Origin of the sequence: Kribbella sp. NPDC004875 (genome assembly GCF_042873375.1) — a bacterium.
GTDB lineage: Bacteria > Actinomycetota > Actinomycetes > Propionibacteriales > Kribbellaceae > Kribbella.
In genome coordinates, this window is sequence record NZ_JBIALI010000004.1 from 278,634 (window position 1) to 291,149 (window position 12,516).

Here is a 12,516-nt window from a genome sequence, read left to right on the forward strand (position 1 = left end):
CGCCGGTTCTACCGCATCGACGAGTGACGGCTGCCGGCGTCACGCCGACTGGGTGTGCTCGAGCTCCGGCTCGGAGAGGTCGCCGTGCCGGGACAGGCTCAAGGCGCCGGCGACCGCGAGGACGAAGCCGAGGGCCGCGACCCAACCCCAGCCGGGCCGCGGGCGGTCGCCGAGGAGCAGGAGGCCGACCAGCGCGGGGGCGACCGTCTCGCCGATCACCAGCGGTGCGGTCGCCTGTGTCACGGTGCCGCGTTGCAGTGCGGTCGAGTAGGTGAGGAGCGCGACTCCGCCGGCCAGGACGAGCGCATAGATCGCCGGGTCGCGCAGCAGGATCCCGAGATCGCTGAAGAGCGTGTCGAGCTGGACCGAGCTGGGCAGGATCCGCGCGGCCACCGCGACCGCGCCGAACTCCAGACCGGCCAGCGAGCCGAGCACGGCGGCACCGGGTGCGCCGTTGATCCGCCCCAGGGGGATCGCCGCCAGTCCGAGGACAGCGGCCGCGACCAGGACTCCCCAGCGCTCGGCCGTGCCGACCGAGACCGTACGGTCCTCCGCCGCGGACAGCCCGACCAGGACCAGTCCGGCGACCACGACCAGCAACGCGAACCATTCCGAGCGGCGCAGCGGCATGTGCAGGAAGATCGCGCCCAGAACCGCGGTGACCGCCAGGAAACTCGCCACGATCGACTGCACGACGAACAACGGCAAGGACCGCAGCGCGGCAATGGACAGCACGAAGGCGATTCCGTCGAACGCGATTCCGAGCAGATAGCGCCAGGAGCCGAACAATCGAAGGAGTAATCGCGGGTCGAGACCTTCCGCGGATTGCGTACGGCGGGCCGCGACGGCCTGGAGAACCGAGCCGATTCCGTAGCAGACCGCCGCCGCGAAGGCTCCCAGCAGACCGGCGACCATGTCCCGAGGCTACGCCCCACGCGGCCCCGACCCACCGTCACCGACCGTGTCGGCACGTACGGTAGGCGGTCGTTCCGGGCGTATACGTCACCAGCGGTCTCCTGTACCGTCGGAATTCGGGGAGATGCGCGCCGCGCATTCGGGGTGTTTACAGGGTGGGCCCGGATGATCGCACTGGATTGGTACGGGGACCTCGTCGACACCGGGCGGGCGCAGGCCGCGTGGATGCTGTTCGCCTTTTTCGTCACGTTCAGCGTCACGCGCGCGATCACGCGGCGGATCCGCAGCAAGCAGCGGGAAGCGAAGAGTGCCGCCGGCGCCGAGGACGAGGGCGGGTTGTCCGACGTCTACATCGGCGGCATCCACATCCACCATCAGGTCTGGGGAATCCTGATGGTGATGCTGTCCGGGCTGCTGTACTTCCGCTACACCCCGGGCAGTCCCTGGGCCGAGGTGCTCGCGGTGACGTTCGGGGCCGGCGCCGCGCTGACGCTCGACGAGTTCGCGCTCTGGCTGTACCTCGACGACGTCTACTGGGGACCGGAGGGACGCAAGTCCATCGACGCGATCATGCTCGGCGGCGTGCTCGGTGCCGTGCTGCTCATGCAGACCAGCCCGATCGGTGCCGAGCCGCATCGGACCGGCAGCGGGATCTCGAACTGGACCTACTTCGGCGGGATCGCGTTCCACCTCGCGATGGCGGTCATCTGCTTCCTCAAGGGCAAGCTGTCCACCGGACTGATCGGCATCGTGGTGCCGGTGGTCGCGTTCGTCGGTGCCGTCCGGTTGGCGAAACCCCGCTCCACGTGGGCAGTACGCCGGTACCGCGAGCAGAAACTCGAGCGCGCGCAGCGACGGTTCGGCAAGTCGTACACCCGGCGGTGGAACCGGGTCCGCGACAAGCTCGGTGGTGGGGTGTCGTCGTGATCCCGGTCAGACCGCGTACCGGGCGATGAGAGTGTCCATGGCCTGGTCGACGGCGTTGTCCACGGTCCGGCGGGCGGGATCCTCGTCGTACCACTCGACGATCTCGCGGGCGCCGGTCTCGAACGGGATGGTGGCGACGTAGTCCGGGACGACCTGGCGGAGTTTGGAGTTGTCGAAGACCGCCGAATGCGTCTTGTCGCCGAGCAGGCCGTCGCCCCAGCCGGGATGGACGGCGGCGATCGCGTCCGAGGGGACGTGCACGATCTGGGCCGTCGTACCGGCCGCGGCGGCGAGAGTGTGCGCGATCTGGTCCCAGGTGAGGACGTCGTCGGAGGTGAGCTGGAAGGTGTCGCCGAGCGTGCGCGGGTGGCCGAGCAGTGGGACGAAGCCGCGGGCGAAGTCCTTGTGGTGGGTGAGCGTCCACAGCGAGCTGCCGTCGCCGTGTACGACCACGGGCTGTCCGCGGCGCATCCGCTCGACGATCGTCCACCCGCCGTCGAACGGGACCAGGGTGCGGTCGTAGGTGTGCGAGGGCCGCACGATCGTGACCGGGAAACCCTCGTCGCGGTAGAGCGCGGTCAGCAGGTCCTCACAGGCGATCTTGTTCCGTGAGTACTCCCAGAACGGGTTCCGCAGCGGCGTCGACTCGGTGATCGGCAGCCTGGCCGGCGGTGTCTGGTACGCCGACGCGGAACTGATGAACACGTACTGGCCGACGTGCCCGCGGAGCGCGTCGGTCCGAGCGCGCACGTGCTCGGGCGTGAACGCGAGCCAGTCGACAACCACGTCGAAGTCCTGGCCCGCGACGCTTGCGAAGGCTGCTCGGTCGTCCAGGTCGGCGGTGATCTGCCGCGCCTCGGGAGGCATCGGACGGAGCGAGGTCTTACCCCGGTTCAGCACCGTGAGATCGAGCCCCGCCTCGACCGATCGCCACGAACTCGCCGAGCTGATGATGCCGGTCCCACCCAGGAAGAGAACACGCAGGGCACTCATTCCAGCCACTCTACCTAGGCACGTATCCGGCGGTGGCGTACCGTCTCGAAGGGAGAGAACGCCAGTACTTCCGTTGCGAAGGAAGCCGCCCATGCTGAGAGTTCTTCGTGTTCTGCTGGTCCTGTGTCTGGCGACGTCGGCTGTGCCGGCTGCTGCGGCTACGGCCGCCGCGTCCGATCCGGCGCGGGCCGAATTACGGGGGATTGTCGAGAACGTCGCCGGCGCGACCGGGAAGCGGTACGGCGTGAAGGACGACGCCGGTCATGTGATGGACACCGTCAAGATCATCCAGGACTCGACCGGTGGGTACCTCGCGGTCTCGCACCACCTGGCCGGCGACGGGCACTTCCGGGTGAACCTCGCGACCTCGTCGGACCTGCTCACCTGGCACTGGGTCCGGGAGCTTGCCGGCAGCAACACCGGTCCGGCGTCGCAGCCGACCATCATCCAGGCGTCGAACGGCGGGTTCGTGCTCGCGTGGGAACAGGAACAGCCCGGTGGCGGCAACAACCACCTCGCCTTCCGGTACTTCGCCTCGCGCGCCGACCTCCTCGCCGGCACCGTCAGCCGCGCGTACGACGCACCGCGCCGGCTCTCGTCCTGCGCGGAAGGCACCCCGAACATCTACAGCGTCACGCTGTCGCCCGACATCGATCACTCGACGATCGACATCGGCGGCCACTACTGGTGGAACTGCGATCGCGACCGCCAGCAACGCGGTACGCTCACCAACTTCAACTCCTGGTCCACCGCCGCGCAGCCGAACTTCGACAACGCGCTGCTCTACTGGGGAGTCAACGGCAACATCGGCGACCGCGACAACACGACCTTCCGTGGGTACGCGTTCGGTCTGATCGAAGGCCAGTACACCAAGGGTGACTTCGGCTCCTGGCGCACGTTCGTCTACGACTACCAGACGGGCAACGCCGACCGCACCACGATCACCACGGACGGCGGCAGTACGGCGTTCGCGAACCCCACGATCACCAGCCTGAAAGCCCCCAACGGCCGGCCGGCATTGGTGATCACCCTGTTCATTCCCGGCGAAGGCGCCGCATCCGGCGAGTCCGGCGAACTCATCTACTACACGACGTACTGAACGGCGATCCGGGCGGCGACGGCAGCGTTGTTCCGCGCCAGCGCGAGGTTGGCCAGAATGCGGTGACCGGCAATCACGGCGTACCGGCGGAAGCGCGGAGGCGGAGGAGTTCTGAGCGGGCGTGGTCGACGCCGGGGGAGTCGGTCCCGTTGGCGCGGGCGAGCTCCTGGGCGAGGTCGCTCGCGGCCTCCATCAGCTGGCCGGCTTTTCGTCGGCTGTGCAGGTGCTTGCGGTACTTCTTCCGGTCCTTCCGGAGGCCGCTGACCGCGTCGAGGAGCGGCGGGTCGATCGCGCCGGTCGCCAGTTCGGGTGTGAGCAGTTCACGGATCCAGGTGCGCTCGTGGCCGGCGGCGTGGCGCAGTACGTAGAAGAGCGCGGCCAGCTCGATCGCGGCGAGCAAGAAGGGCAGGACCCCGGCCCAGACGCCGCCGTTGCTGAGGCCGCCCATGTCGTCCCAGGCGAAGTGGAACAGCATCGCCATCAGCATCGTCAGCACGCCGCGCAGGACGTTGCGCTCGCCGCGGGTGCGGCCGAGGACCCACATCAGGCCGGCGCAGAAGATCGCGCTGAACAGGGCGTGCGAGACGATGCCGGCGGCGCCGCGGACGATGAAGACGCGCAACGACGAGCCGAGCTGGTCGACGCCGTACAGCTGAGTGGCTCCGTTGTAGACGTAGAGCACGTCTTCGAAGACCTGAAAGCCCAGGCCGATGAACGCGCCGATGATGAAGCCGTCGTAGGCGCTCCGGACCAGGCGGGGCGCGAGGCCGATCAGCAGGACCAGGCCGAGGGCCTTGGCGAACTCCTCGTTGATCGGAGCGGTGAGGCCGGCGGCCCAGTCGGCGGCGAACGACGTACCGCCGATCTTGGTCCAGATCGACAGCAGCGCCGAGTTGGCCGGCAATGCGATCCAGAAGGTCGCCGCAACGCCACCCCACACGAAGCCCGCGGCCAGCAACCCGGCCGGCTGCGCGGTGAAGCGGTTGTGGTGACGCAGAACCAGAAGCCAGGGGACGAGGTAGAGACCGAACAGTACGACGCCTCCCGCCAGCGCGGGCGTGTAGAACTGCGCGCCGGGACCGTAGTACCTCAGCATGGTCAGCGTTCCACCGCCAACCCCCAGCACGTAGACCCAGAAGGCGACGTTGTGCGGCTGCAGGAACCGGAACGGCTGACCCCAGCCGGACTGCTCGATCGCATCGAGCTGAGCCGTCTTCTCCCGCGGTACGGCGGTCATCGCGCCGCTCCCGGAGTGATGCTGCGAAGCATCGCGCCGACCTGCTCCTGGTACTGCTCGAACTGCCCCGTCGCGGTGCGCACCCGGACCAGCAAGGCCGGTGCGTCGTCCACCGCCGCACCCGTGCCGACCGCCATCTTGAACGCGACGTCCACCCCGTCGCCGTTCGGCCCGGACCCACTCTGCGCCACACCGACCAACCCCGAATCGGTCGTCAACGAGCCGCGCGCACCCATGACACCGGGCGGATCACCCTGCGACCGGTGCACCTGATCCAGGAAGGCGGTCGCGGACCCGTCGTACGTCGTACCGTCCACCTCGATCGTCGCGCCGCCGTTGGCGAGGACGATCTGCAGATTCGTCGCGGCAGCTCCGGCACCACCGACCAGCGTGCCCTGCTCGAGCTGCCAACCGACCGGCGGCACCGCGGTCGCGCCGTCGCCGAGGTCGAGCACCTGCCCGGCGCGGATCTCGTGGTGCCACGGGATCGCGGCGTTCAGTCCCTGCAGGCCGTAGATCAGCGCGAGCGCGATCGCGAGGGCCGTGAACCCGGCCACGAACGTCCGCCGGTCCAGTCCGAACCATCGATGCTCGACCGGCACCCACTCCCGCCGCGGCGGCTCCGTACTCACGACCATCGAGGCTCTCCTCGCGCCGACTCCGGGCGTACCCATCACTGTAACGGAGCCGGTCCTGACGGCCGGCGTGTGCTTCCGGCACAGCGACACCGGTGAATTTCACTGACTGTTACATGACGATGCCTTACTGTGACAGGAGTGCATCAATTCATCGGGGGGTCTCTAAGGAGGCAGTCGTGGAATCACCCAGTCCTGCGGCTCGGATTGGCGCGGAGTTTCTAGGGACGTTCTGGCTGGTGTTCGGCGGCTGTGGCGCCGCGGTCCTGGCCGGCGTCGTACTCACCCCGGACAAGGTGCCGGTCGGCATCGGGTACCTCGGTGTCGCGCTGGCTTTCGGCCTGACCGTGCTCACCATGGCGTACGCCGTCGGCCACGTTTCCGGCGGTCACTTCAACCCGGCGGTCACGATCGGCCTCGCGGTGGCCCAGCGGATCGAGTGGAAGTGGGTCCCGACGTACATCGTCACCCAGGTCGTCGCCGGGACCGCGGCCGGAGCGGTCCTGCTGGCCATCGCCAGCGGCAAGGACGGCTTCAGCGCCGTCGACAGCGGCTTCGCCAGCAATGGGTACGGCGACCGCTCGCCGGGCGGTTACTCGCTGCTCGCCTGCGCGATCGTCGAGATCGTGCTGACCGCTTTCTTCCTGTACGTGATCCTCGGCTCCACCGACGACCGGGCGCCCAAGGGCTTCGCGCCGATCGCCATCGGCCTCGGCCTCACGCTGATCCACCTGGTCGGCATCCCGGTCACCAACACGTCGGTGAACCCGGCGCGCTCGCTGGGGGTCGCCTGGTTCGCCGGCAGCGACGCGCTCAGCCAGGTCTGGCTGTTCATCATCGCCCCGATCGCCGGCGCGGCGATCGCGGGCATCAGCTACGCCGCGATCACCGGCGCACGGATCAAGGTCGACGCAGGCGTGGCCAACAACCCGTGACGACGGGCCTGCTCCGTGCCCCACCGAAAGCACGGAGCAGGCCTGAGCACGGCTGGGGCGGAGAAAACCCCGAGCGACACGGAGCCGCTGCAACTACCCTCGAAAGCTGGTGCATGACGAGGAGGCCCCGTGTTCCAGCCGTTACTGGCGTCCGCGACCAGAGCCGTCGACAAACTCCGCGACATCGGTGAACCACTACCCGAAGATCTCACCAGCCAGCTGGCGAAGCTGGCCGACGACGCCCAGAGCGATGCCGTCAAAGCCGCCAAGATCGAAGAACTCCTCCGCCCCCATGTCCTCGTCGAGGCTCAGATCGACGAGCGGGGCCTGACCGCGAGTACGCCGGGCGCCGCGGTACCGCGCCTGGTTCAGCACGGCTGGCGTAGCTTCCTGGTCCGCATCGAGAACCCGCACCAGCTGCTGGGCGATCTGGTCGCGCCGTCGAACCACGTGCTCGGGAACGTCGATTTCCACAGCCACTCGGCGCGGATCGCGATGCCTGACACGCTGACCGTCGTACCGCGGATCGCGTCCAGCTGGCTGCAGGTGAAGCTCGCCGGTCCGCGGGACGTGTCCGGTCTGGATGTGGAGTACAAGGTCATCAGCCTGTACAGCCGCGACGGCGGTCACAAGAGCGGCGAGCTGACCCTGGTGCTGGCGGTGCAGGAGGAGTTCGCCAGCATCACCCGGTCGCCGGTGCGGAAGGCCTTCCAGCGGATGGGATTCGAAAGCCGCCAGTACGGCGCCCGGTTCGAGTTCGACTGCCTGCCGGCGCACGACGTCCGACTCGATGTCCGCGAGCCGGACGGCAGCAGTAGCGTGGCGGCGCTGACGATCCGGGACTCGCAGCGGCGGGCCTATCCGTCGAAGGCGATGCGGCTGGCGCCGGACATGTTCTTCCACGATCACGTCTACCGGGCGACCGGCGAGGTGATCACGCTGCCGGCCGGCCAGTACGAGATCTCGGCGCGGCGCGGACCGGAGTACCGCGAGGTCCGCCTCGAGGTCGATCTGACAGCCGGCACAGACGCGGTTGAGATCCCGCTCGACCGCTGGGCCGATCCGGCCGCGCGTGGGTACTACTCGGGCGACCCGCACATCCATGCCGGCGGCTGCTCGCACTACAACGTGCCGTCCGAGGGCGTCACGCCGGAGACGATGATCCGGCACGTCCGGGGCGAAGGGCTCTGGATGGGCAGCGTGCTCACCTGGGGACCGTGCTACTACCACCAGAAACAGTTCTTCAGCGGCTCGTCGATCAGCCCGCGGGCCGAGCTCGAGTACCCCGCGATGCAGCAGGCGCAGGGGATGACCTGGGATCCGCAGGACACCGACCGGGACGGCCAGAGCCTGCTCCGGTACGACCTCGAGGTGTCGGGCTTCCCGTCGAGTCACTCCGGTCACGTCATCCTGCTCGGGCTGACCGACCAGGACTACCCGGGTACGAAGATCATCGAGGACTGGCCGTCGTGGAACCTGCCGGTGATGCGCTGGGGACACGCACAGAACGCACTGGTCGGGTACGCGCACTGCGGGCTCGGGCTCTCGGTCGACACGAATGAGTTGCCGAACTACGTCGTACCGAAGTTCCAGTCGATCGGGTCGAACGAGATCATCGTCGACGTGCCGCTCGGGAGTGCTGACTTCCAGTGCGGTGCGGAGTTCGATCCGGCCTCCGAGCTGAACATCTGGTACCACCTGCTGAACGTCGGCTATCGCACGCTGATGCTCGGCGAGACCGACTACCCGTGCATCTACGACGACGGTCCCGGGGTCGGTCGCACGTACGTCCGGCTGCCTGAGCCGCCACAGGGTCCGCAGGCGCTGGAGAGCTGGCTCGGCGGGTTGAAGGACGGGGCGTCGTACTTCGGGGACGGTCGCAGTCACGTGTACGACTTCGCGGTCGATGGGGCCGTGACGCGTGAGCTTGCCGTGGACGAGGCCGGGCCGGTCAAGGTGACCGCGACGGTGGCGGCCTGGTTGCCCGAGGAGCCGCCCGCGGCGCCGGCGGCCGGGCGGCCGGTGTATTCCGCGCCGGTCGGCTGGCATCTCGAACGGGCGCGGATCGGCCGGTCCCGGAACGTGCTCGTCGAGGTCCTGGTGAACGGCGTTCCGGCCGGCACGCAGGAACTGCTTGCGGATGGCAACGAGCAGGCTCTCGAGTTCGAGGTCGGCCTGGAGCGTTCGTCGTGGGTCGCGCTGCGGATCCTGCGGAGCGTCCACACGCAGCCGATCTTCGTCGAGATCGGCGGGCGTCCGATCCGGGCTTCCCGGCGGAGTGCGCAGTGGCTGCACGACTCGGTCGACGCGCTCTGGGAGGCGAAGTCCGGCTTCATCCGCGAGACCGAGCAAGCAGCAGCGCGGGAGGCGTACGACGCCGCGCAGGCCACCTACCTGGTACGCCGCGACGAATGCGAGGTGGACTGATGACCGAGCTGATTCAGCTGACCCACGTGGATCACGCGGCGCAGTTGCCGCACGGCGAGCCGGCCGGTTGCTGTGCTCCGGTGCAGACCACGGCCCCGTTCTCCGTCACGATCAACCCGGAGGCGCGAGTGAACGTCGCTCGCACCGCCAACCGGGTCGCGGCCCTGACCACGGGGGACTGGCACACGATCGACTTCCCGATCGTCAACACCGGCTACGTCACCGGCCAGCTGGTGATCGAGGGCGACCCGGTGCCCGGCGTCGAGCTGGACCTCCCGGCCCACCATCTGACGGGCGAACCCCGCCAGGAGGGACAGGTGAGGGTTCGTTTCGACGTACCAACTGTTGTCGACGTCACCCTCAACTTCCGGGCCCTGGGTTCCCTCGGCGGGCTCGCTCTGCACAGCTCCCTGCACCTCATCCTCCGCTCTGTTCCGGCGTAGGACTGGCCCTGCGCACCTCGTGGTGAGGTGCGCAGGGCCGCTTGCTGTCAGAGTCCGCTGCACTGACCTGTCTTCGGGCCGGATACGGCGTTCGGCCGGCCTGCGTTGGTCGGGGCGGGGGCGTTGCCCGTGCAGGACAACGGCCCCTTGATCTGATTGCCGGAGACGATCGTCGAGCCGGTGTTGTTCCGCACGGCGACTGGGCCCGCCACTGCGCTGCCGTCGCAATCGCCGTTCCGGTTGCCGAGCCACACCCGGGTCGCACCGGTCACGGTGAGCGGCCCGGAGACCGACGTGCCGCACAGCAGCAGGTCTCCGGACGCCGTGACCGGTCCGCGGACGGTGGATCCGGATGCGTAGAGACCAGCGCCGGCCGCTACGCTGACCGGACCTGACACGGTCGCGGCCTCGAGGCAGGCCACTCCCGAGGACACGGTCAACGTCCCCTGGTGTGTCCCGGTGAGCATCGTCGTACAGGCCGGGACGCCGGTCGCGAGGAACGGCACGACCCAGGTCTGTGCTTGCCGGGTGTAGGTGACTGTCCCGTGATACACCCCGTCTACGGGGTAGGTGTGGCTTCCGCTGACGGTCATCAGGCTTCGCCCCTGGCGCTGGCTCGCCAAGTAGTCGCGGGCGCTGATCGGGGCAGCCTGAGGTGCGGACCCGTCGCCCCAGTCGATCGTGGCGGTGACCTCACCCGGCGGAATCGAGCCGGCCGCCAGCCGGCCCAGCGGTACGTCGGTCAGCGTCCGGTCCACGCCGAAGTGGGTGACGGTGCCCATCGCCTCCTGACTCCAGTCGACCTGGGCGATCGAGCCGTAATTGACGTTCGCGTACGCCCACCGCGGACCGGCGACGGCGAGCCGCTGCCGGTACGCGTCGTAGTCCTGGGTGAGGGTCTTGGGTGACCAGGCCTTCTCCAGGATCCCGGCCAGCCGCGGGAAGACCATGTACTCGTTGTTCGCGAGTCCGCGCATCTGCTCGCCCCAGATGGGCGCCTCGATGCCGATGATGTCCTCCGCCTTCGGCCCGCCGTACGCCGGTTGCGCCCAGACGGAGCGGTACTTCTCGTAGACCCACTCGGGGTCCCACCCGTAGGCCTTGTCGAGTTCGGTGCGCGGCGTGCGGCCGGGAGAGCCGTCGTACCCGAAGTCGAGGTACGCGTTCCACTCCGGCGTGGTGATGACGCTGCGGTGCTGGTTGAACCACTCGGGCTTGATCAGCGGCGGGCCGCCGCCGGTGTAGTCGGACCAGTAGTGGTTGATCGAGGTGGAGCCGGGTGCGTAGCCCTCGAGTGCCGGGTTCCAGCCCATCAGCCGTTTGCCGGCGCCGTCGACGATGGTCTCCATCTGCCCGATCCACCACTTGTAGTCCTCGTGCGGCATGCCGATCGCCTCGTCGCCGCCGATGTGGATGATCGGTCCGGGCGAGATCGCGGCGAGCTGGGCGATCGCGTCCCGCCAGAAGGCGAGGGCCCGCGCACTGGCCGGGTCGTTCGGGTTCGTACAGAACCGGTCGGTCTGGGTCTGGCCCTGGCAGCCCATCACCGCGACGCCACCGAGCGATCTGATCGCGGCCGTGGCGTGCGCCGGGCCCTCCAGTTCGGGGACGATCTCGATGAACCGGTCGGCGGCGTACTTCACCAGGCCCTTGAAGTCCTCCTGGGTGTAGAAGCCCGCGAGACAGCCGGTCCCGTTGCATCCGGTGCCGTCCAGCGCGGGGTAGCCCTTGATCTCCAGGCGCCAGGACTGGGAGTCACTCAGGTGCAGGTGCAGCCGGTCGCCCTTCAGAGCAGCGAGCTGGTCGATCATCGACCGGATCTCGGCCACGCTCAGGAAGTTGCGGGCCGGGTCGAGCTGCAGACCGCGATGCGCGTAGCGCGGGTAGTCCAGCACGGTGATCGGCTGAACCGTCCACGGCCCGGTTCCCGCGGTGGCGGAGTTGATTGCTGCGGGCAGCAGCTGGCGCAGGCTCGCGAAGCCGTTGAACAGGCCGTGCGCCTGCGGGGCGACGATCTTCGCGCCCGCGCTCGACACCGTGAGCGAGTAGCCCTCGTCCTGCTTGTCAGCCGGGATGGCGGGCACCGGACCGGTGCTGAGCGCGATGTCGGCGGCCGTTGCGGAACCTGTCACCACGGGGAGGACGAACCCGGTGGCCGGTCGCAGATAGCCGGCGAGGATCTCGGCCGTCGGAGCGAGAGTGTTGCTGGTCACGACGATCCGGGACGTGTTGGTGAGTGCCCACGGCTGACCGGTGCCATGGGTCTGCTGCACCGGCACCGGGATGATCTGGCCGACGGTCGGCGGCGGCTTGGGGCCGGACCACAGCTCGAATTCGTTGAGCGTGTAGCCGACTGTGGATGTCGTGGCCAGGGCCTGCATCCGGACACAGGTGATCGGGTCCTTGCGGTCGATCACCTGGGAGTCCTTGTCGCTCGGATTCACCACGTGCGTGACCGCCGTCCAGGTCTGGCAGTCGGCGTCGGTCGAGACCTGCAGGTCGTACTCGGACGGTTTGGCCGGGGAGGTCCAGCGGCTGAACACCTCGTACACCGGGGCGGGGGTGGCCAGCTTGACCTGGAACCAGTCCTGGGTCGGGTCGTAGCCGTTCCCGACGGCGGCGTAGTTCGAGGTCCATCCGTTGTGGACGAACACGTCGGTCGCGTTGGCGGGCGCGTACGTCGCAGCGGGTGGGGTCATGCGTTGGGACTTGGCGGAGGCGACGGCGCCTGGCAGCAAGGCCAGGTTGACGCTGCTCCCGGAGTCGGCCCGGGCGGGTTGATCGGCGGGTTGATCGGCGGGCGGATCGGCCGCGGCCGGCCCCACGGACAGTGGGACGACCAGGGCTGCGGCGACGAGCGCGAGGGACGGGATTCTCACGGCACTCCTTACCGGATGCTGGGCGG

At 68.8% G+C, this 12,516-nt stretch carries 10 protein-coding genes; 5 read left to right on the forward strand and 5 right to left on the reverse strand.

The window, feature by feature from the left end:
* Nucleotides 1–39: 39 nt before the first annotated feature.
* Entirely contained in the window at nt 40–915 is an 876-nt protein-coding gene (locus ACFYRH_RS23645; RefSeq protein WP_387779072.1) for a hypothetical protein, read from the reverse strand.
* 165 nt (nt 916–1,080) lie between these two features.
* On the opposite strand from ACFYRH_RS23645, the gene ACFYRH_RS23650 reads away from it, so the two are divergent.
* Complete coding sequence (locus ACFYRH_RS23650; protein WP_387779075.1) at nt 1,081–1,842, forward strand: hypothetical protein; 762 nt, start codon at nt 1,081–1,083, stop codon at nt 1,840–1,842.
* A gap of 6 nt (nt 1,843–1,848) precedes the next feature.
* Here ACFYRH_RS23650 and ACFYRH_RS23655 read toward each other — a convergent pair whose 3' ends face one another.
* Entirely contained in the window at nt 1,849–2,835 is a 987-nt protein-coding gene (locus ACFYRH_RS23655; RefSeq protein WP_387779078.1) for an NAD-dependent epimerase/dehydratase family protein, read from the reverse strand.
* Between the two features lie 91 nt (nt 2,836–2,926).
* Between ACFYRH_RS23655 and ACFYRH_RS23660 the strand changes: the two genes are divergently transcribed.
* Nucleotides 2,927–3,934 (forward strand): hypothetical protein, encoded by a 1,008-nt coding sequence (locus ACFYRH_RS23660; protein ID WP_387779081.1) that lies wholly within the window; start codon nt 2,927–2,929, stop codon nt 3,932–3,934.
* 73 nt (nt 3,935–4,007) lie between these two features.
* On the opposite strand, the gene ACFYRH_RS23665 is transcribed toward ACFYRH_RS23660, so the two are convergent.
* Together ACFYRH_RS23665 and ACFYRH_RS23670 are read right to left on the reverse strand one after the other, a co-directional pair.
* Entirely contained in the window at nt 4,008–5,171 is a 1,164-nt protein-coding gene (locus ACFYRH_RS23665) for a PrsW family intramembrane metalloprotease (protein WP_387779084.1), read from the reverse strand.
* The gene (locus tag ACFYRH_RS23670; protein WP_387779087.1) at nt 5,168–5,809 is read right to left on the reverse strand and encodes a hypothetical protein; all 642 of its coding nucleotides are present in this window, start codon (nt 5,807–5,809) and stop codon (nt 5,168–5,170) included. Before ACFYRH_RS23670 ends, ACFYRH_RS23665 begins: the two co-directional genes overlap by 4 nt.
* A gap of 176 nt (nt 5,810–5,985) precedes the next feature.
* Here ACFYRH_RS23670 and aqpZ point away from each other — a divergent pair, with 176 nt between their 5' ends.
* From aqpZ to ACFYRH_RS23685, 3 genes are all read left to right on the forward strand, one after another.
* Nucleotides 5,986–6,741: an aquaporin Z gene (gene aqpZ / locus ACFYRH_RS23675; protein ID WP_387779090.1), complete on the forward strand. Its 756-nt coding sequence runs from the start codon at nt 5,986–5,988 to the stop codon at nt 6,739–6,741.
* Nucleotides 6,742–6,870: 129 nt separating this feature from the next.
* Complete coding sequence (locus ACFYRH_RS23680) at nt 6,871–9,168, forward strand: CehA/McbA family metallohydrolase (protein WP_387779093.1); 2,298 nt, start codon at nt 6,871–6,873, stop codon at nt 9,166–9,168.
* Nucleotides 9,168–9,611 carry a hypothetical protein gene (locus ACFYRH_RS23685; protein ID WP_387779096.1) on the forward strand — a complete coding sequence of 148 codons (444 nt, stop codon included), beginning with the start codon at nt 9,168–9,170 and terminating at the stop codon, nt 9,609–9,611. Before ACFYRH_RS23680 ends, ACFYRH_RS23685 begins: the two co-directional genes overlap by 1 nt.
* A 47-nt stretch (nt 9,612–9,658) precedes the next feature.
* Here the strand turns inward: ACFYRH_RS23685 and ACFYRH_RS23690 are convergent, their stop codons facing one another.
* Nucleotides 9,659–12,490 carry a beta-N-acetylhexosaminidase gene (locus ACFYRH_RS23690; protein ID WP_387779099.1) on the reverse strand — a complete coding sequence of 944 codons (2,832 nt, stop codon included), beginning with the start codon at nt 12,488–12,490 and terminating at the stop codon, nt 9,659–9,661.
* Nucleotides 12,491–12,516 lie beyond the last annotated feature (26 nt).